This is a genomic window from Acinetobacter sp. YH18001 (assembly GCF_013416975.1).
Lineage (GTDB): Bacteria > Pseudomonadota > Gammaproteobacteria > Pseudomonadales > Moraxellaceae > Acinetobacter > Acinetobacter pseudolwoffii.
In genome coordinates, this window is the sequence record NZ_VPEU01000018.1 from 15675 (window position 1) to 35010 (window position 19336).

Below are 19336 nucleotides of genomic sequence, written 5' to 3' on the forward strand. Positions count from 1 at the left end.
CTCAGGATTAAAAAATGTCGCAAAAAAAGAGCGTGATTTTTAAAAATCTGTTACCTGTGATTAAACAGTATCAACAGCTAGGATTCACCCATGAAAGAATTGTTGCTTTACTCAGAGATGAACATCATCTCGATCTGGTAACAACTGAGACATTTAAAAGTTATTTATACCGTTATGCAAAAGTGACCTCCACTCTTTCCGAGAACATCAAAATGCCGAACACTCTCCAAACCCCTCGCGAAATTAAGAAATCGTCTAAGCTCGAGCATGTTTGCTACGACATTCGCGGGCCTGTGTTACGAGCGGCCATCGAGATGGAAGAAGCGGGTCATAAGATTATCAAACTGAATATCGGCAACCCCGCCCCATTCGGTTTTGAAGCACCACAAGAAATCATCAATGATGTGGCTTTAAATCTGCCAAATGCCATTGGCTATACAGATTCTAAAGGGATTTTCCCGGCACGTAAGGCGATCTGCCAGTATTACCAGCAAAAAGGCATTCTGGATATGCACGTCAATGACGTCTATATCGGTAATGGTGTGTCTGAACTGATTGTCATGGCCATGCAGGGCCTATTGGATGATGGCGATGAAATGCTGATTCCAATGCCGGATTATCCGCTTTGGACTGCGGCAGTCAATCTGTCTGGCGGTACGGCGATTCATTATAAATGTGATGAAGAAAATCACTGGTATCCCGACATTGTCGATATGGAAAGTAAAATCACGCCAAATACCCGTGGTATTGTGATTATTAATCCAAACAACCCGACCGGTTCGGTTTATCCGCGTCATGTCTTGCAACAGATCGTGGACTTGGCCAAGAAGTATGACCTGATTTTATTTGCTGACGAAATCTATGACAAAATCATCTATGACGGTATCGAGCATGTCGCTGTAGCTGCCTTGGCAGGTGATCAGATTTGTGTATCATTTAACGGTTTATCAAAGGCTTATCGTATTGCTGGCTTCCGTTCTGGCTGGATGGCCATTACCGGCAATAAAACACGTGCAGCAGACTATATCGAAGGTCTGGACATGCTGGCATCTATGCGCCTGTGTGCCAACCATCAGGCGCAATATGCAATTCAGACTGCACTGGGCGGCTATCAGTCCATTAATGACCTGATTCGTCCGGGTGGCCGTTTGTATGAACAGCGTAATATTGCCTGGGAAATGCTGAACGAGATTCCTGGGGTGTCCTGTGTCAAGCCTGAGGGTGCGATGTACTGCTTCCCGAAACTGGATCCGAACGTTTATCCAATTCAGGACGATGAAAAGCTAATGCTGGACTTGTTACGTGCCGAGAAAGTACTTCTGGTTCAAGGTACAGGCTTTAACTGGCCGACACCGGATCATTTTCGTGTGGTGTTCCTGCCGGCTGAAAATGAACTGCGTGAAGCGCTTACCCGTGTTGGCCGTTTCCTTGCCAAGATGCGTTAACTCCTGAAATAGACAACATAAAAAAACCGCATTTCTGAATGCGGTTTTTTTATTTCTCTCCATATTCAAAGTTTCGACTTATAACATTTTAAAAAGTACAAAGACTTCCTGAAGCACAAATTCCTGCACTCAACGGTTTCTTATCAAGTGATTTCTCCTTAATCACGAAGATTCATGTTATTTTTTAACCAAATATAAAACTTTATGAGTACACGGATGTCCTCACACACAATTAAACTCAGCCTGTTTCTCTGCCTTAGTATGTGCTTGGGGATTGGCATTCTTCGTTTCTCTTATACTGCGCTGTTACCGGGTACACGAGAAGCCTTTGGCTGGAGTACAGATTTTGCCGGGCTTTTGGGCAGTGCCAATTTACTGGGCTATTTAATCGGTGCCTATACCGCCATGCGTCTGCCTCAAGACCGCAGTATGAGCAGGTATATTCAAATTTCAGCTTTTGCCGGTATGTTCAGTCTGATGTGCTGTGCATTTTCTGGTTTCTCTGAAGTTTGGTATATCTTTTGGCGCGTGATTTCAGGAATCAGCGGCGGGCTGATGATGATCTTATCGCCAAGTGTAGTTGCGCAGTGCTGTGAGCTTCAGGATCGTCTTAAAATCAACTTTATCGGTTTTAGCGGAATCGGATTAGGTGTATTAATTGCAACCCTGTTTCTGCCTTATCTGGATCAGATTTCCATACAGACTGCCTGGCTGATCTTATGTGGCTTTGCCCTGCTCATTTGTCTATGTTTAAGTGGACTTATCCAAAAATTTAAGCCTTATTTGTCCGTACAAGCACCTTCGACTACCTCCAAGATATCTTTGAGTAGCGTCTTTTATAGCTTACTGGCTGTCTACGCGTGTAGCGCCTTTGCCTATATACCGCATTCGCTCTTCTGGATTGATTATTTAAGCCAGCAGTTGGAATTGAGCTTGTTCTGGATTAACTTCAACTGGATTCTTTATGGATTTGGTAGTGCTTTAGGTGCCTTCAGTGCTTATGCACTGGCCAGAAAATTCGGTAATTTTGCTGCCCTAAAAATTCTTTATAGTCTTTATATTGTGGCTATTTTTATTGCGACTCTAGAGGGCCAAGCATTGCTCACGTTGAGCTCTTCCTTTTTGACCGGCATGCTAAACCCTGCTGTGGTCTTCCTGACCTCTTATACCATTTTGCAACTGTATGGGCTGGCGTATAAAAAACTCTGGAGCATTGCCACCTTGTGTTTCGCCTCTGTTCAGCTGATTGGCGGACTCAGTTTTAGTGCGCTGCAATATTTTGGTTTGAGCTATCATCAACAGTTCATATTAGCTGCATTTGTTCTTTTATTAGGAACATTGCAATTATTCTGGTGTACCCGTCCTGCCAGATTCACTCCTGAAACACAACCCCATCCAGTTTCTGCTCAAGGAGAAGGCACGAAATAAGGATATGGATTGGTCGCCCCTTGCCCGCTCAGATAAATCCCGTAATGTAGATGTGGCGGAGTATTTTTGGCATTTCCAGTATTGCCGACATAGGCAATCACTTCGCCCGCTTCCACCCAGTCGCCTTCCTGAATATGCTCAGCATAATCATTCAGATGCGCATAGTAATGCTGACTCATATCAGGCCCTGTCACCCAGATAACTTTCCCGCCCAGATTATTGGTGCCAATTTTACGTACAATCCCTTGGGTGGCACTTAAGACAGGTGTGCCACGTCGAGCAAAAATATCTGTCCCTTCATGTTTACGGCCTGCACTGCGCGCGGCTCCCCACGTATCATTAATTTGACGGACTGTAATACCTTCGACCGGAATCTGTAACGGTGCTTCTAATTGAGTCTTTTTCAGTTGCCAATAAAGATAAGGACTTTTCCATCCTGCTGCTTCACCTGAAGGTGGTGGCTGACAGGCGGTCAAGACAAAGCATACAGATAAAATTAAGCTTAAAATCCGAAAAAATTTCACCAATATTATTCGCATTTATTTTAGAAAGATGGTTTTTATCTTAAGCAGAACAGCACAATTTAAAGTCGTAATCTTGTAATTTTTTGAATGATATTTTTATAAAATCAATGATATAACAACGCCCTTATGTAAGGGCGTTGTTATGGAAGGTAGCTAGCAATTACTTACGTTTTTTTGCACGGGAGGGTTTGGCTGGTTGTTGCTGTTGCTGTTGTTGCTCTTCATTCTGAGCGCTGTCCTGCTTGTCCTTTTGTTGGACCTGCTTATGTTTCGCTTTAGATTTGGCCATATTATGTACTCCTTCGGAGAAACGTCTCTATCACTGGAAGTTCCATTGATCACTCTAACGTTTTTGGAAAATATGCCAATCATCGAGCTGTATCCAAATACGTCAATGTAATAATAGGTTGGCTAAGTGATTCAACTCAGAACAAATCCTGTTCTGGCTCACTACAATCTTTACGCAAAGTTGCAGCTTGATACTCATTTTAACTTTTGGGCGTTTATCAATCAGAATTTAAGAAAATTTAATTCCCCTGAGAAACCTGCGATTAATATAGGTTTTAATTAGGAGAATCAGGCTTTAATGAGTTAAGTATATCTGCAATAGTAGGATGATCAAATTCAAAAAAAGCTCGCAGTCTTGCGCTTGACCTCCAGCGCAAGACTGCGTGAATGTTCGCTCTTTGGCTATTTTTTTATAGCTAAAATCTTCTTTATGATCAGGTCAGGACTTCTTTCTAGTAGTTCATGTTTAACGCACAATTTAGTTCAAGGTGATTCTAGTCATGTCCATTTTTTCTCTTTGATTAACTTGATAACCTTTTTTACTTCTGACAGATTCGATATCTATCTGATCCAAGCATTTGAGGGCTTACTACTCTATGCTTTTAAACTGCAACATCTACCACAGCCTGCATTGTTGGTGTAATATCAGCACCAATTTCATTCCCTTTGATACATGGGACAATTAGATTATTTGCTAGGTTGAGGGACAGGTTTGCATTAACGGTAATTTGGCACCATCCGCAGGTACTACGATCTTTTGATATTCTATTCTTCATATTTTTCCGAATGCTACTGACAAACCTAAAAATAATTGCCAATTAGGCAATACTTTCAACTGTTCTTAACGCATAATATTCTAATCCAGATTCGTTGTTTTTGAGATTTATACGGGAAATAACCAAATTTCCCTTTAAAATAAGCCTCTACATTTTTTAAGTTTATGTAATTATAGAAGTTATTTCCTATGAAAATCGTCATTTTAAACAAACCCTATGACGTCCTCTCCCAATTCCGCCCAGATGAAAAACACCAAACCATGGCTGATTTCATCGACGACAAAGATTTACGTCTTGCTGGTCGTCTGGACATGGACTCAGAAGGTCTGGTTTTTTTAACAGATCACGGTGGTCTGAACCAGTACATCACCAATCCTGCCAATAAAAAGTTTAAAACCTATATGGTGCAGGTTGATGGTGATGTCACCGAAGAAGCACTTGAGCAGCTTCGTAAAGGTGTGGAACTTAAAGATGGCATGACCCTTCCAGCCAAAGCTGAAAAAGTATCTGAACCGGAATGGTTGTGGGAGCGTAATCCTCCTGTACGTTTCCGTGCATCTGTCCCAACGTCTTGGGTTGAGATTTCAATTTGTGAAGGCCGTAACCGTCAGGTTCGTCGTATGACCTCTGCGGTGGGCTTCCCTACACTGCGTTTAATCCGTACTAAAATTGGTGATATTGACCTTGTACGTATGGATATTAAACCGGGTGAAACCAAAGAAATTGAACCTTTACTTTATCCAGATTTCCAGAATGTTCCTGCTGAAGAGCCATACCGTTCACGTTCTTATGTGAAAAAACCGGGTGGTACGGGTGGTAAGCCAATGGTTCGCAAGAACAAAGATGGTTCAGTGAAAAAATCAGGTACCAAACGTATCTGGCAAATGGACGAAAGCGAAAAGCCGAAACGTCGTACCAATGGTACAACTCGTCCAAATACCAAAGCACCTCGTGGTCGCGGACGCGGTCGTGGTTAAAACCCAGTCTGCTCATCAGGTAGGGACAGGCTAAAGATCACGCCAGACGGTGTATTTTCTACAGTTGTCTGCCCCTGATGGAGCTGCATGATCGACTGTACAATGGCAAGGCCCAGACCACCCGTCTGGGCTTTTTCGTGCCGGCTGTCATCGATCTGATAAAAACGCTCAAATAAATGCGGATGGTGCTGCTCTGCAATCCAGACTTCTGGCGTCAACACTGATATTTTAATCCTGTGGTTGAGTCGCTGTGCAGACACAATAATCTCACTCCCAGGCTGACCATAAGTAATGGCATTGCTGATCAGATTGGCGACTGCGCGCTGTAACAATACGGTGCTGGCTGTCAGACTTAAATCTGGCGGAACATCCACTTTTAAATGCATCTGCTTCTCTTCGGCCAGAAAGCTGAAGTACTCAAGCAATTCTTGCAGCATGTCATTTAGATTGAAACGCTGTTTTTCAATCGCATATCCGCCATGTTCTACCCGGGCGATAAACAGCATACTTTCAATCATCTGGCTCAGGCGTTCGTATTCTTCCAAGTTGGAATAGAGCAGATTTTCCAGCTCAGCAGGTTCGCGCGACCGCGATAACAGAATCTGTGTCTGCCCGATTAAATTGTTTAATGGGGTGCGAAGTTCGTGTGAAATATCCTCAGAAAAACGTGCCAGCTGCTGATACGCAGCCTGAATATTAGCGAGCATATCGTTCATGGCCTGACGCAGCTCTTGAACCTCAAGCGTATTACTCTGAACATCGATGTGCTGATTGGGCTGCTGAATATTGACCTGTGCTGTAGCCAGCATCAACTGGCGCATGGACTTGAGAATATAGCGTCCTGCCAGCCAGGCCATCAAGGTCGAGAGCAGTATGCCAAGCAGACTATAGAGCACCAGTTTTGATAAATAGCTTGCCAGTATCCTTTGTCCCTCTGCCAGCTGCTTACCAGCCACCAGTTGATAACTGCGACCATCAAACTGCACCTGTTTAAAAGCCAGTCGTGTCGAAGGCTGTTCAGCCTGATTATTCTGAAACTGTAAGGCAGAGGTATAGTGCAATGCCGGAATATGAATCTGCAAAGGATTGATTTCAATCAAGCGATTATTCTGATGTTGCAGCAGCAGTAGATTATCTTCTTGCCCCAGCATGTTTTCATATAATTTGGGATGCTGAACCAAAAGCTCGAAACTCTGGGCATCTTCAAGAAATATTTCAATTCGGGAAATACGTGCAGCCAGTGCCTGATCCTGCTGAGCCTGAATCATCTGTTGCATATTTTGATAAGACAGTAACGCCACACTCAAAAAAACCACGCAGGACACCAATGCAAACGCAATACTCAAGCGTGTTGCCAGCGGTAATAAGATAGGATTGTTCATGGGTATTCATCAAGTTTATAACCCATACCGCGTACGGTATGAATCAGTTTTGGCGTGTAATGATCATCAATTTTGCTCCGCAGCCTGCGAATGGCCACATCCACCACATTGGTATCGGTATTAAAATTGATATTCCAGACCATGGAAGCAATCTGGCTCCGGGTCATCACCTGCCCCTGATGCTCCATCAACAGTTGCAACAGCGCAAATTCTTTCTGGCTTAATTCGATCTTTTGTTCATTACGATATACTTCATGCTTTAGGCGGTTCAATACCAGACCTGCAACCTGATAGGCCTCCTGCTCCAGTCGCGGCACACGGCGCAACAGACTTTTGATCCGGGCCAGTAACTCAATATAGGAAAAAGGTTTGGTCAGATAATCATCGGCGCCAAGCTCCAGGCCTTTCACCCGATCCAGCACATGATCGCGTGCAGTGAGCATCAATACCGGAATCTGGCTAAAAGTTCGCAAGGTTTTCAGCACCTGCCAGCCGTCCAGATCTGGCAGCATTACATCCAGCAGTACCAGATCAAATGACTGTTGCTGCAAACAGGCCAATGCCAACACGCCATTTTCAGCAATGGCCGTGCTATAACCTGACTCACTCAGTCCTTTTGCCAGATATTCAGCAATCTTGACTTCATCTTCTACAATTAAAATATGCATGTCAGTAGTTTAGCTGTTTTTAGCTATGCCTAGATTACAAATTGGTAATCTGATTGTCATGCTGCACTGGCGTATTTCTTTCTACAATAGCAACAGTATTCAATTGCATGAATGACAAGTATGAAAAATTCAATCGCCAAAACAACCTTAGCCTTGCTCAGCAGCTCATTACTACTCAGCTCACTGGCACATGCAGAATTAAAAACAGCACCAGTCATGTCGCTAGAAGCAGCAAAGCTTATGGCCAGCAATGTCATGTTGGCCTGCCAGAAACAGGCCAAGCCCGCAGCAGTCGTGGTTCTGGATCAGGGTGGTAATCTGCTGGCTAGTCAACGCCATGAATCTGTCGGCATTCACAACCTGATCGCAGCAGAACGCAAGGCCTTTACCGCGTATTCAACGAAAACCAGTACGCTGGATTTTATGCGCAATGCCCAGAACAATCCGGACGCACAGAACCTTAATAGCCTACCTGAACTGCTGTTACTGGGCGGCGGTGTACCTGTTATGTACCAGAATCATATTTTAGGTGCTGTAGGTGTTGCGGGTGCAGGCGGTTCGGAACAAGATCATCAATGCGCCAATAGCGGCATTCAAAGCACTTTAAAACAGCTTTACTCTATTTAAATAAGTCTTATTGGTTTCTTTTATTCAATATTGCTTCATCCATCTACTGAGGAATACAACATGAAAAAAATCCTGCTAGCAACCCTTGCGAGCACCGCAGCCACGCTTTCCTTTGCACAGAATCCACTTAGTGTGCATATTTTGAATCAGGAAACAGGTTTACCTTCTGCAAATATTGCAGTTATTTTGGAAGCACAGCAAGGTGAGAAATGGGTCAAGCTCAATGAAGCTAAAACAGATCAGAATGGCCGTATTAAAGAGCTATATCCAAAAGATACCAATCTGCAAAAGGGTATTTATAAAGTGACCTTTAAAACGGGTGACTGGTTTAAGGCCAATAATCAGCGGACATTCTTCCCTGAAGTACCGGTGGTCTTTATGATTGATGGCGCTTTAGAACATTATCATATTCCACTGTTATTGAGCTCTTATGGTTATTCGACTTATCGCGGTAACTAAGCTCTTTCACTTAAGGCCCATCTTATTGGGCCTTATTCTTTTACTTGTTATTCTTGTGCTGGAATGCTATTCATGACTCATATTAAATGAATTTAAGAAATAAAACGTATCTCAAACAAGGAGCTTTGCAATGGATCAGCAAGTCAACCAGATGTTTAATCAGGATCGATTAATCCAGCATCTTGGTGCACACCTTGTTGCTTATAGTCACAATCACGCAAAAATTTCGCTGAAAGTCACTGAACAACATTTACAGGGTCACCAGACCTGTAACGGCGCAGTGATTTTCGCGCTTGCAGATGCGGCATTTGCCATTGCCTGTAATACAGGTGAACATCCGGCTGTTGGTCAGCATTGTGGAATTCATTACTTAAAACCGGCAGTTCTTGGCGATACATTGACTGCTGTAGCAGAACATAGGGCCAGCAGTGGCCGTAGTGGAATTTACGATATTCAGGTGATAAATCAGCATGATCAAATTGTGGCAGAGTTCCGCGGTACCTCTCGACTGATCATCAGATAATTTTCAAAACTTGATAAAAAAACCGGTGTATAAACACCGGTCGTTTAAGTGAGTCACTCTTAATCAGGCTTTCAACCATTGTTCAGCTTTGGCTTGATCTTCAATTTTCAGTTCAACTTCGGTCAGTTCAGAACCAGCTGCCTGAACTTCAAAGCTCATCAGCTCGTCACGACGAAAAGCATGCATGGTATAAACACCTTCCTGTTTTGCATAACTTTCCATTAACTTCATCGTTGCTTTTAAACCATCAACGGCAATAATCACATCATTGGCAGAAAGGCCAGCTACTACAGCAGTACTATCACGACGCGCCGACTGAACCAGTACACCTTCCGGCTTATCTACCAGTTTTAAACCGAAAGGCAATGACTTGTCATTTTTCAGGTTATAACCGATACCAAACTCAGGCAATAACTGATCCAGTGGCAATTCATCTGTGGTATTAATCAAGTGATTAATCTGCTCTGACCAATCATCACCGGTCAGCTCTTTGCATAATTCAAAGATCGTCCGCTCATGTACCTGAACACCCTTTTGTGCATTTTCATACAAACGGCGCATCAAGGCATCCAGACTTGAACCGCGTAAACGCAAACCTAAGTCTAGGCACAATGCAACCAAACAACCTTTGTTGTAATAGCTGGTGCCGGCATTATTCGAGTTTTCATCCTGACGGTAGAATTTCACCCAGGCATCAAAACTGGATTCAGACACCGACTGAATCGCACGACCCGGATTCTGCAAGTAACGATCAATCTGCGCTTTTAATAAAGCAATATATGATTCCTGGTTAATCACGCCACTGCGTAGCAAAATCAAATCATCATAATAAGAAGTGAAGCCTTCAAAGATCCACAGCAAAGACGTATAGCCTTCACGGTTCAAATCATAATTGACAAAATTTTCAGGGCGAATAAATTTCACCAACCAAGAATGGAAATATTCATGGCTACATAGGCCGAGGAAACGCTGATAATCTTTGGAAGGTTCTTCAGGCTCATTGGCCTTCGGCAAGTCATCGCGCGGTGAAATCAGGCTGGTCGAGTTTGGATGTTCCAGACCACCATAACTATTTCCGGTTGCCATGGTCATAAAAGTATAGTCAGCAAATGGCGCTGAACCGAACATGGAGATTTCTGTGCTACAGATTTTCTCAATGTCCTGCTGCATACGTGCTGCATTCATCGCATGCTTGCCGGACACCACAAACTCATGCGGAATACCATTCGCTTCAAAACTGAAACGGGTTTGCTCTGCCAGTTCAAACGGTGCATCAATCAATTCAGCATAGTTTTTGGCTTTCAGGGTGAAACGGCCCTTGACCAGACTTTTGGATTGCATGCCGGTTGCCAGTTGGAAATGCTTTAACTCATCTGGCAGGAAGATTTCTAATTCAATCTCTTTATTTTCCTGACCTTCTAGCCCCAAGCATGCACAGGCCGGGTTGACATAGAGACGGTTTTGATCCACATATGCACCACGAACAGACAGGTCGTAGGCATAGACATCATATTCAACCGTAATCAGCTCATGATCGGTATTGAATAAACGCCATTTGTTCTTTTCAAATTTCTGGATTTGCAGTTGACGTCCATCTTCATCATAAGCTTTGACCGCCTCAATGTGTTTGGAAAACTCTCGAATCAAATAACTTCCCGGAATCCAGGTCGGTAATGATAAGATCTGCGTCGGGTCTGCCAGAAAGCGAACAGTCACGTGAATAAGGTGCTGACGATAATCGTCAAATTCGATTTGATAATGCAACATAATGGGCGATATAAAATGAAAATAAATGAGGTATAGCTTAGCTTAGCATTTTTTAAGCCAAGATGGTTTAGCTGTCTTATTTGTCTACATTTACGACTAGCTATCTGTATAAAAAAGGCATAGCATGCCTGAAAATTTAATCGTTCAACGCCCGACGGGTTATTAAGGAACATCCTTGAAATACATCATCTCACTGATTGCGGTATTCAGCTTATTTATTTCTGCATTTTCACATGCTGCCTTACTCAATATTCTGCCTGAAAGCGTTGAAGCTGAAGCCTGGACTATTCTGGATTCACAGTCTGGTCAAGTTATTGCAGAACACAATGCCGATGTGCAACGTGCGCCGGCTTCGCTGACCAAAATGATGGTGGCTTATATTGCCTTAAAGGAAATTGAGGCCGGAAAATTAGATAAAAATGAAGTTTTAACTGCCACATCTGTGGTTAAAAATGTCATGTGGGATGAGTCACAGATGTATCTGAAAGAAGGTGATCTGATTACAGTCGATCAGCTTCTGGCGGGTTTGATTATCATGTCTGCCAATGATGCAGCGTTGACGCTGGCTGAGAAAATCTCGGGGAGTGTTCCCCAGTTTGTAGAACGGATGAATCAGGAAGCCAAAGCACTGGGCATGCAGCATAGCAATTTCCAGAATCCGGCCGGCATTACCATGCCCGAGCATTATTCGACTGCTGCCGATTTGGCCCGACTCTCTATGGCGGTGGTGAATGAAACCCCGGATTATCTGTATTATTCCAAACAGCCAAGTTTCACTTATAACCAGCATTTTCATCGTGCCACCAACCGTGTACTTCAGGTCGACCCAAGCGTAGATGGTTTAAAAACCGGTTTTACCCGTGCGGCCGGTTATAACCTGGCGCTGACAGCCAATCGTGTTACAGCAGACTTTGAAATGCCGAAGCGCCGTCTGATTGTGGTAGTGCTAGGCACTAAAAGCGCCACAAAGCGCGCTGAGATATCGCATAAACTGATGAATCTGGCTTATACCTATACCCGCAATGAAGTCGCGATCAAAGATCAGCAACTGTTGGCTGAATTACCTGTAATTAAATCCACCTTAAAAATGTTTAAGGTACAAACCAAGCAGCCGCAGATTATTACTACCTCGCTTTATGATCAGAGCTATAGCATTGACCTGAATCAGTTTGATCAGGCCCATCAGCGCGTCATGCTAAATACAGGTGATGGCGCTTTAAAAAGTATCGAGCCACTTCAGGAAACCCAGACCCATATCAATGTTGAAATGAAGGCATCTGAACTCATTGCGCCCTTAGCCAGCATGATGCCTTTGGCCACGATTCAGATTTATCAAAATAATCAGTTAATTCGCACCATTCAAATTGAAGATCATGTCGAAATTGAAGAAGCCAACCCATTGCAGAAGTTCTTTAGCTGGCTGCAAGGTTTATTCAGTTTCTTTTCAGACTCAACACCCGGCGTAAAACTGTATCCTCTAGATCAATAATCCTCTCAATATCAAGTAATTCTTCAAGCTAGAAGCGCTGATGTAGCCTTCTAGCTGATTCATGATCTATCCCAAATGAGGCACCCCGCCCGAAACGCAGCAATTATTACCCGCTCTCACAGAATTGCTACGTTTTGTAATGTGTATAACAATTTTAATCAAGACGCGATTTAGCACATGCCATAGTATATTTTCTCTCTATTTCTCTTATTTTTATTAAAAAAATAAACAGGTTAAGAACGCATGACAGTACATAAAATCGTGATTGTGGGTGGTGGCGCTGGTGGTCTGGAACTGGCGACACAACTGGGTGATAGCCTGGGTAAAAACGGCAAAGCCCAAATTATTTTGATTGATCAAAAACTGACACATCTCTGGAAACCGCTGCTACATGAAGTCGCCGCAGGTACCTTAAATCCACATCAGCAAGAAACCAATTATTTTGCCCATTCTGCCGCGCATCATTATGAGTTTGTTTTGGGGACATTCACAGGTCTGGATCGCGAAGCGAAACAGATCATCGTCGAAACAGAATATTTCTCTAAAAAAAGTGAGCCCAAGAAAAATCAGCGTATTGGCTATGACACACTGGTACTGGCTTTAGGTTCAACCTCAAATGACTTTAATACCGAAGGGGTCAAACAGTTCTGTCATTTTCTCGACAGCCGTCAGCAGGCAGATATCTTTCAGCAGGATCTGCTGCACCTGTATTTAAATGCTCAACATGAGACTTCAAGTCGTGAGCTGAATATTGCTATTATTGGTGCCGGTGCGACTGGGGTAGAACTGGCAGCGGAGCTGGTAGAAGCCAAACAGAATTTCTTTCAATATGGCTTAAACAAGGTCGATCCCAACAAAGTCAAAATCACCTTGATTGAAGCCGCGGATCGTATTCTGACTGCACTCTCGCCTAAAGTTGCTGCAAATACCATGAAACAGTTAGAACAGTTCGGTATTGAAGTCCTGACCAGTCATCGAGTGGCCAAGGTCGATGAAGACAAGATTTATTTTGCCGATGGTTCCAGTCTGGATGCTGAAATCAAAGTCTGGGCTGCAGGGATCAAAGCACCGGAAGTCTTGGCACAACTCGACGATATAGAAAAAGACCATATTCATCGGCTCAAAGTTTATGCCACGCTGCAAACCAAATCTGATCCAAGTATTTTTGCATTTGGTGATTGTGCGCATTGCCAGCCTGCGGCAGATCAACCGGTATTAGGGCCGCGTGCTCAAGTGGCCAGCCAGCAAGCCAGCTTTCTGGCCAATGCTTTAAAAGCCCATGTCAATGGAGATAGCTATTTGCCGATGTTTAAATTTTCTGACAAGGGCTCCCTGATTTCCTTAAGTCAGAATAAAGCTGTGGGGGAATTGCTGGGTCAGGTCAATGTGCAAGGCTTTGTCGCCAAAACCATGTATGTCTCTTTATACCGGATTCATCAGGCGGCCATTCATGGTTATGCCCATGCCGGTATTTTGACTGCAAAAGATTTAGTTACACGAAAAATCTCTCCAAAGCTGAAATTGCATTGAAATTCCAGAATTTGGCCCAATCAATGAAAAAATCGTCAATAAAATTGTCAAATTGCGTTTTTTTGCTAATTTTAGTCTACAAAAATGCAATTTCACTTTATGATGTACCCTTAAAAAATTGAATGGATCAATTCACATGACTGCTATTGCAAATAACCTCGTGGTTTCTTTCCACTACACATTGACTAACGCAGAGGGTGAAACTCTCGACCAATCTCAAGGTGAACCACTTGCCTATTTGCACGGTGCAGGTAACATCATCCCAGGTTTAGAAAACGCGTTAGAAGGCAAAACTGTGGGTGAAAAATTCACTGTTAATGTTCCTGCTGCTGAAGGTTATGGCGAATATAACCCTGACCTCGTACAAGAAGTTCCTGCGCAAATGTTCCAAGGCGTAGACAACATTCAAGCAGGTATGCAGTTCCAAGCTCAAACTGATGACGGCGTGCAAATCGTAACTGTTAAAGCAGTTGAAGGCGACAATGTTGTTGTAGATGCGAACTTCCCGCTTGCTGGTCAAGACCTGACTTTCGAAGTTGAAATTGTATCGATTCGTGAAGCTTCTCAAGAAGAATTAGATCACGGTCATGTACACGGTGCAGGTGGTCACCAGCACTAAGATCTTCTGATCGAGTGTAAAAAAGGCAAAGTGAAAACTTTGCCTTTTTTATTGTCGCCAAAATATTCATTTTAAAATGGGAAATAAAACAGCAGGACCATGGCCCTGCTGTTTCAATCCAATCAAGAGATTCTTTTAGAGAATAATCGCTGGATTATTTGCGTTGATTATAAATCTGCATGGCTGCTGGTAACTGTTGACGCATTTGTCCAATACGCTGGCTGTTCGATGGATGCGTAGACAGGAAGGTTGCGCCATTACTGCCACCAAGTTTGTTCATTTTTTCCCACAAGGTAATCGCTGCATTCGGGTTATAACCTGCGCGTGCCATCAGCATCAAGCCACCCTGGTCAGCACGGCTTTCCAGATTACGCGAGTATGGCAGGCCAATCCCGATCTGACTTCCTAATTGCGCTGCTGCTGCGCCACCCTGGCCCACACCAGCTGCATTCAGACCAATGCCTAAAGCCAGGTCGGTGAGCGCCTGAGCACCAATTTTCTGCTTAGAATGCTCTTCTAAGGCATGTACCATTTCATGACCCATAATTGCTGCAATTTCAGCATCGGTCAGATTCAGCTTATTCACAATACCGGTATAAAATACCACTTTACCACCCGGTGCAACAAAGGCATTAACCTGATCGGACTTGAGCACAGCCAATTGCCACTGGAATGCTGTACCAGTCTGGTTCATTTGGTTCGCAATCGGCTTTAAACGGTTAAATACGGTATTAATACGTTTATAGGTCGCTGAACTGGTGTCCAGTTGACCTTTATTTCTGGCATCAGTGACCATGGCATTATAGCTTTGTGTCGCAGATGCATTTAAGGTCGCAGAATCAGCCCCGGCAATATCCGCAATAGTGGTACAACCCGACAATGTCACGGCTGCGGCAGCCGCCATACCCAATAAAAATTTATTCTTCATTATAATCAACTCTACCTTAGCCCAAGCTTAATTTACATTGTAAAAATTATAAGTGAAAGCATACAGGAGCTAAACGCTTAATTACTCCATCTTCTTATAAATTCTGTAATTTTTAAGCCAAGTACTGTATCGCCAACCAATAAATCAGACAGATAATGTTCAAGCCCAGATAAACCTGGCTTAAGGGTTTTATTTTTTGTTCCAGAATTTCATCTTTACGTTTAAAAAATAAATAGGCGTTTTGCAATAAAATAACAGGCACCAGCATACAGGCAATAATGACACTCAGGCCGACCAGTGCATTATAAATAATCTCAGGATTTTGAGTTTGTGCGCGAATAATCATCATAGCGATGGTGGGTGCCCCGCCCATGGCGAACAACAATGAATAAAACATGGTCGCCGATATATTTTTTTGCATCCTTTCGCTCATTTTTCTTTCTTTATATACGGCTATGTTAAAGCACATTTTGTCACAGCACCGATGCAACTTTAGTCTTGGGCCAAATTTATAGTTTTTGGATATAAAAAACCCATCCGGAGATGGGTTTTATCATTCAAACTTTAACCAAATGAAGATCAAGCATCGAACGGGTGGCGAAGAACGATAGTTTCTTCACGGTCTGGACCGGTTGAAATGATGTCGATTGGACATTCAATCAGTTGCTCAAGACGTTTTACATAGTTCAATGCAGCTTGTGGCAACTGATCCAGCGATTTTGCACCGAAAGTTGACTCAGACCAGCCTGGCATTGTTTCGTAAATTGGTTTTAAAGTTTCGAATGCAAGCGCATCAGAAGAACCGACACAACCAGAATCTGCAGCTTCATAACCGACACAGATTTTCACTTCTTCTAAACCATCAAGAACATCAAGTTTAGTCAGGCAAATACCAGACAGTGAGTTTACATCTACTGAACGACGTAGAATTTCAGCATCGAACCACCCACAACGACGTTGACGGCCAGTAGACGCACCAAATTCATTACCAATGGTACCAAGGTGTTTACCAACCGCATCACCCACATCGTTTGCAGCGTCATAAACCAATTCCGTTGGGAATGGGCCTGCACCGACACGAGTGGTATAGGCTTTGGTGATACCCAGTACATAATCAAGGTGCAAAGGACCCAGACCTGAACCTGAGCTTACGCCACCAGCAGTGGTGTTTGAAGATGTCACATACGGGTATGTACCATGGTCAACGTCAAGAAGTGAACCTTGCGCGCCTTCAAACATGATGTTGTCACCGTTTTTACGGTAGTTATGCAGTTCAGTTGTTACGTCTACAACCAACGGCGCAACAACCTTACGCCATTCGTCGCAAAGTGCCAGTACGTCTTCTAGCTTAACTGCTTCAACACCATAGTATTGAGTAAGCTGGAAGTTATGGTAATCCAGAAGCTCAGTTAACTGGGCAGTAAGATGTTCACCGCCACGTACCAGATCAGCAACACGAACTGCACGACGCGCCACTTTGTCTTCGTATGCAGGACCGATACCACGACCTGTTGTACCAATCTTCGCATTACCACGTTTTTTCTCACGTGCTTGGTCCAGTGCGATGTGGTTTGGAAGGATCAGTGGACAGTTTGGAGAAATACGTAAACGCTCTTTAACAGGAACGCCTTCTTTTTCAAGAATGTCCATCTCTTTGATGAGCGCTTCAGGAGAAAGAACAACACCGTTACCAATTAAGCACAATACGTTTTCACGTAAAATACCAGATGGAATGAGGTGTAAGACAGTTTTCTTACCACCCACCACCAGAGTGTGACCTGCGTTATGTCCGCCTTGATAACGAACGACCGCTGCCGCTTGATCTGTGAGCAGGTCGACGATTTTACCTTTACCTTCGTCGCCCCATTGGGTACCAAGTACCACAACATTCTTGCCCATAATAGCCTCATTGCATCATGCTGTTAAAGTTGAAAGCCCCGCTCAGTGACATGAACACTGAGCCAAGCAATTTAAATCGTTTTGACTGTCCACTCACCATCTACGTTCACCAGCTGGTGCGTCGCATATGGAATTGAGTTTAAATCATCATTACCGAGTAACTGAATTACACTTAAGCCTTGTGCTCGAATACTCTGAATCGCATTCAGAAGTTCTGCATCGACACCTTTAGGTGCAACTACCACGTGTACAGCGTCAAACTGACCTGCGCTTAACGCATATAAGTCACAAGAGAAACCTGTGGCAGGACGCGCACGACCGAAATGTTCACCAATGCCATCATAACGACCGCCTTGTGCCAGTGCTGCTGCACGATTCGGTGCATAGACTGCATACATCAGACCAGTATGATAATGGTATGAACGCAATTCAACCACATCAATCCCAATACTCAAGTTTGGCCAACGGGCTTGAACCTGATCTTTGGTAATTTGTAAGGCATCAAAAGCTTGCTTGAAGGCTGGATTCGCCAACACTTCAGCACTTAAATTTGCCTGTAATGCGTCCAGATCGCTGGCATAGCGGCCCAGTGCATAAAAGTCCTGACCAAATTTCAGTTCTGCCGTAAATTCTTCCAACTCTGGCAAGGCCTTACGTTGGTATAAATCAGACAGTTTACGTTCAGCAACTTTGTTCAAACCTGCTTGAGCCACCAGACTGCGGAATAAGCCGACATGACCTAAGTCCAGATGGATTCCGTCTGCCAGACCTGTTTCCTGAATCAGACTGATCATTAAATCGACCATTTCTACATCGGCATCGATGCTGTCTGAACCAAACAGTTCGGCGCCTAACTGCAAAGGCGCACGCGAGGTATTAAAACCGCGTGGTTTGGTATGCAGAACGGTACCTGCATAGCAGTAACGCGCCACACCTTCCACTGGATGTACATGTGCATCAATACGCGCCACTTGTGGTGTCATATCGGCACGCACACCAAGCAAACGACCAGAAAGCTGATCGATGACTTTAAAAGTGGCTAAGTCTAAATCTTGATTCGATTCTGAGAGAGAAGAGAGAGATTCGATGTATTCAATGAATGGCGTGTACACCAACTGATAACCTCGAGATGCAAGGAAATCCAGTGATTTACGGCGCAAACTTTCAATGACTTGCGCTTGTTCTGGTAATACATCAGCTACACCATCAGGTAATAACCATGTCTCTGAAATGGGCATGTTGTAAACCTAAATTCTTGTCAGCGCGGAACGAATCCGCATAAAAAAATCGGGAGCACACCCGATTTCTCCTAGTCTAACACGATAGTTTTGGCTGTGCATCGCAAAATTTTATAATTTTTACTCTCTTATGCAATGAGCCACAATTGCGTCAACTATCAGCGTTTTATCGTGTATGACCAGCACGCGCTATAAACAAAAAATCATTTTAGACCAATGGCAATGCGGTGGTGCTTTTTACCGTTTGCAATGGAATTTCAGTTTTTACACTTTGGATGCAGGGAATTTGAGTCAAATGATGAATCTGAAATTTACGGTAGGCATCCAGATCAGCCACCACAATTCTTAAAAAGAAATCACAATCTCCCGCCATTAACTGGCATTCCACCACTTCCGGCATCTCCTTGATGGCTTCAACAAATTGATCGACCACGGCGGCTTCTTGAGATTTAAGCCAAACCCGTGCAAATACACTCATTGCCAGATTGACCTTTTGCGGATTGAGTAAGGCGACATACTGCTCAATGACCCCATCATCTTCCAGTTGCTTGACTCTTCTTAAACATGGAGATGCAGACAGGCCAATCAGTTGTGCCAGTTCATTATTTTGCAATTTTCCGTTCTTTTGCAGTTCATGCAAAATGCGTTTATCAATTTGATCCATCTTGTTATTTTAGTATTTAAAACCCCTTAAAGCTAATTTAGCGTAATTTAATTCCAAATCAAATTTAAATTGCATGCACTACAACAGCAAATAGCCCGATTATCG

Annotated in this window: 19 protein-coding genes and 1 pseudogene; 9 read left to right on the top strand and 11 right to left on the bottom strand. The window is 43.5% G+C overall.

Features of this window, described 5'->3' with window-relative positions; genetic code table 11:
• Positions 1-14 precede the first annotated feature (14 nt).
• Together FTV48_RS07705 and FTV48_RS07710 are read left to right on the top strand one after the other, a co-directional pair.
• The gene (locus FTV48_RS07705; protein ID WP_100357731.1) at positions 15-1445 is read left to right on the top strand and encodes a pyridoxal phosphate-dependent aminotransferase; all 1431 of its coding nucleotides are present in this window, start codon (positions 15-17) and stop codon (positions 1443-1445) included.
• Positions 1446-1661: 216 nt separating this feature from the next.
• Entirely contained in the window at positions 1662-2873 is a 1212-nt protein-coding gene (locus FTV48_RS07710; RefSeq protein WP_100357730.1) for a YbfB/YjiJ family MFS transporter, read from the top strand.
• Here FTV48_RS07710 and FTV48_RS07715 read toward each other — a convergent pair.
• The 3 genes and pseudogenes from FTV48_RS07715 to FTV48_RS14930 form a co-directional block, all read right to left on the bottom strand.
• Positions 2852-3412: a M23 family metallopeptidase gene (locus FTV48_RS07715; protein WP_074383288.1), complete on the bottom strand. Its 561-nt coding sequence runs from the start codon at positions 3410-3412 to the stop codon at positions 2852-2854. The genes FTV48_RS07710 and FTV48_RS07715 overlap by 22 nt on opposite strands.
• 145 nt (positions 3413-3557) lie before the next feature.
• Entirely contained in the window at positions 3558-3686 is a 129-nt protein-coding gene (locus FTV48_RS14925; RefSeq protein ID WP_005170281.1) for a hypothetical protein, read from the bottom strand.
• Between the two features lie 604 nt (positions 3687-4290).
• Positions 4291-4454, bottom strand: a pseudogene (locus tag FTV48_RS14930) (NADP-dependent isocitrate dehydrogenase); the annotation flags it as partial.
• A 195-nt stretch (positions 4455-4649) separates the two neighbouring features.
• Here FTV48_RS14930 and FTV48_RS07720 point away from each other — a divergent pair.
• Positions 4650-5438: an rRNA large subunit pseudouridine synthase E gene (locus FTV48_RS07720; protein WP_005170277.1), complete on the top strand. Its 789-nt coding sequence runs from the start codon at positions 4650-4652 to the stop codon at positions 5436-5438.
• Here the strand turns inward: FTV48_RS07720 and FTV48_RS07725 are convergent.
• Both FTV48_RS07725 and FTV48_RS07730 read right to left on the bottom strand, forming a co-directional pair.
• Positions 5435-6820: a heavy metal sensor histidine kinase gene (locus FTV48_RS07725; protein WP_100357729.1), complete on the bottom strand. Its 1386-nt coding sequence runs from the start codon at positions 6818-6820 to the stop codon at positions 5435-5437. The two genes, FTV48_RS07720 and FTV48_RS07725, sit on opposite strands and share 4 nt — an antisense overlap.
• A complete protein-coding gene (locus FTV48_RS07730) occupies positions 6817-7488 on the bottom strand; it encodes a heavy metal response regulator transcription factor (protein WP_005097421.1) in 672 nt (223 codons plus the stop codon). The genes FTV48_RS07725 and FTV48_RS07730 overlap by 4 nt, the downstream gene beginning before the upstream one ends.
• Before the next feature lie 120 nt (positions 7489-7608).
• Between FTV48_RS07730 and FTV48_RS07735 the strand changes: the two genes are divergently transcribed.
• The 3 genes from FTV48_RS07735 (at position 7609) to paaI (ending at position 9097) form a co-directional block, all read left to right on the top strand.
• Positions 7609-8115, top strand: coding sequence for a heme-binding protein (locus FTV48_RS07735; protein ID WP_005170271.1), 507 nt, complete (start codon positions 7609-7611; stop codon positions 8113-8115).
• A 60-nt stretch (positions 8116-8175) separates the two neighbouring features.
• Complete coding sequence (gene uraH, locus FTV48_RS07740; protein WP_005170270.1) at positions 8176-8574, top strand: hydroxyisourate hydrolase; 399 nt, start codon at positions 8176-8178, stop codon at positions 8572-8574.
• 130 nt (positions 8575-8704) lie between these two features.
• The gene (gene paaI / locus FTV48_RS07745) at positions 8705-9097 is read left to right on the top strand and encodes a hydroxyphenylacetyl-CoA thioesterase PaaI (protein WP_005170269.1); all 393 of its coding nucleotides are present in this window, start codon (positions 8705-8707) and stop codon (positions 9095-9097) included.
• A gap of 63 nt (positions 9098-9160) precedes the next feature.
• Here the strand turns inward: paaI and FTV48_RS07750 are convergent, their stop codons facing one another.
• The gene (locus tag FTV48_RS07750; protein ID WP_179999908.1) at positions 9161-10864 is read right to left on the bottom strand and encodes a M61 family metallopeptidase; all 1704 of its coding nucleotides are present in this window, start codon (positions 10862-10864) and stop codon (positions 9161-9163) included.
• A gap of 175 nt (positions 10865-11039) precedes the next feature.
• Here FTV48_RS07750 and FTV48_RS07755 point away from each other — a divergent pair, with 175 nt between their 5' ends.
• The 3 genes from FTV48_RS07755 to slyD all read left to right on the top strand — a co-directional run bounded on the left by FTV48_RS07755 (position 11040) and on the right by slyD (position 14502).
• On the top strand, positions 11040-12353 hold the full coding sequence (locus FTV48_RS07755; RefSeq protein ID WP_005170266.1) for a D-alanyl-D-alanine carboxypeptidase PBP6B: 1314 nt from the start codon (positions 11040-11042) through the stop codon (positions 12351-12353).
• A 243-nt stretch (positions 12354-12596) separates the two neighbouring features.
• The gene (locus FTV48_RS07760) at positions 12597-13883 is read left to right on the top strand and encodes an NAD(P)/FAD-dependent oxidoreductase (RefSeq protein WP_100355849.1); all 1287 of its coding nucleotides are present in this window, start codon (positions 12597-12599) and stop codon (positions 13881-13883) included.
• Between the two features lie 136 nt (positions 13884-14019).
• Positions 14020-14502, top strand: coding sequence for a peptidylprolyl isomerase (slyD, locus tag FTV48_RS07765; RefSeq protein WP_005097432.1), 483 nt, complete (start codon positions 14020-14022; stop codon positions 14500-14502).
• Positions 14503-14656: 154 nt separating this feature from the next.
• Here the strand turns inward: slyD and FTV48_RS07770 are convergent, their stop codons facing one another.
• From FTV48_RS07770 to FTV48_RS07790, 5 genes are all read right to left on the bottom strand, one after another.
• Positions 14657-15430 (bottom strand): M48 family metallopeptidase, encoded by a 774-nt coding sequence (locus FTV48_RS07770; protein ID WP_005097433.1) that lies wholly within the window; start codon positions 15428-15430, stop codon positions 14657-14659.
• A gap of 112 nt (positions 15431-15542) precedes the next feature.
• Positions 15543-15851, bottom strand: a complete 309-nt coding sequence (locus FTV48_RS07775) for a hypothetical protein (RefSeq protein WP_179999910.1) — start codon at positions 15849-15851, stop codon at positions 15543-15545.
• 158 nt (positions 15852-16009) lie between these two features.
• On the bottom strand, positions 16010-17329 hold the full coding sequence (locus FTV48_RS07780; RefSeq protein WP_005170258.1) for an adenylosuccinate synthase: 1320 nt from the start codon (positions 17327-17329) through the stop codon (positions 16010-16012).
• Between the two features lie 71 nt (positions 17330-17400).
• Positions 17401-18567 carry an ATP phosphoribosyltransferase regulatory subunit gene (locus tag FTV48_RS07785; protein ID WP_005170256.1) on the bottom strand — a complete coding sequence of 389 codons (1167 nt, stop codon included), beginning with the start codon at positions 18565-18567 and terminating at the stop codon, positions 17401-17403.
• A gap of 208 nt (positions 18568-18775) precedes the next feature.
• A complete protein-coding gene (locus FTV48_RS07790) occupies positions 18776-19231 on the bottom strand; it encodes an Lrp/AsnC family transcriptional regulator (protein WP_005097437.1) in 456 nt (151 codons plus the stop codon).
• Between the last annotated feature and the right edge of the window lie 105 nt (positions 19232-19336).

Bases quoted from the DNA above. Each gene is read 5' to 3' on its own strand.
- FTV48_RS07715 (WP_074383288.1), bottom strand. From the start codon at position 3,412: ATGCGAATAATATTGGTGAAATTTTTTCGGATTTTAAGCTTAATTTTA.
- FTV48_RS07725 (WP_100357729.1), bottom strand. From the start codon at position 6,820: ATGAACAATCCTATCTTATTACCGCTGGCAACACGCTTGAGTATTGCG.
- FTV48_RS07750 (WP_179999908.1), bottom strand. From the start codon at position 10,864: ATGTTGCATTATCAAATCGAATTTGACGATTATCGTCAGCACCTTATT.
- FTV48_RS07735 (WP_005170271.1), top strand. From the start codon at position 7,609: ATGAAAAATTCAATCGCCAAAACAACCTTAGCCTTGCTCAGCAGCTCA.
- uraH (WP_005170270.1), top strand. From the start codon at position 8,176: ATGAAAAAAATCCTGCTAGCAACCCTTGCGAGCACCGCAGCCACGCTT.
- FTV48_RS07730 (WP_005097421.1), bottom strand. From the start codon at position 7,488: ATGCATATTTTAATTGTAGAAGATGAAGTCAAGATTGCTGAATATCTG.
- FTV48_RS14925 (WP_005170281.1), bottom strand. From the start codon at position 3,686: ATGGCCAAATCTAAAGCGAAACATAAGCAGGTCCAACAAAAGGACAAG.
- paaI (WP_005170269.1), top strand. From the start codon at position 8,705: ATGGATCAGCAAGTCAACCAGATGTTTAATCAGGATCGATTAATCCAG.
- FTV48_RS07720 (WP_005170277.1), top strand. From the start codon at position 4,650: ATGAAAATCGTCATTTTAAACAAACCCTATGACGTCCTCTCCCAATTC.
- slyD (WP_005097432.1), top strand. From the start codon at position 14,020: ATGACTGCTATTGCAAATAACCTCGTGGTTTCTTTCCACTACACATTG.
- FTV48_RS07785 (WP_005170256.1), bottom strand. From the start codon at position 18,567: ATGCCCATTTCAGAGACATGGTTATTACCTGATGGTGTAGCTGATGTA.
- FTV48_RS07705 (WP_100357731.1), top strand. From the start codon at position 15: ATGTCGCAAAAAAAGAGCGTGATTTTTAAAAATCTGTTACCTGTGATT.
- FTV48_RS07775 (WP_179999910.1), bottom strand. From the start codon at position 15,851: ATGCAAAAAAATATATCGGCGACCATGTTTTATTCATTGTTGTTCGCC.
- FTV48_RS07790 (WP_005097437.1), bottom strand. From the start codon at position 19,231: ATGGATCAAATTGATAAACGCATTTTGCATGAACTGCAAAAGAACGGA.
- FTV48_RS07710 (WP_100357730.1), top strand. From the start codon at position 1,662: ATGTCCTCACACACAATTAAACTCAGCCTGTTTCTCTGCCTTAGTATG.
- FTV48_RS07770 (WP_005097433.1), bottom strand. From the start codon at position 15,430: ATGAAGAATAAATTTTTATTGGGTATGGCGGCTGCCGCAGCCGTGACA.
- FTV48_RS07780 (WP_005170258.1), bottom strand. From the start codon at position 17,329: ATGGGCAAGAATGTTGTGGTACTTGGTACCCAATGGGGCGACGAAGGT.
- FTV48_RS07760 (WP_100355849.1), top strand. From the start codon at position 12,597: ATGACAGTACATAAAATCGTGATTGTGGGTGGTGGCGCTGGTGGTCTG.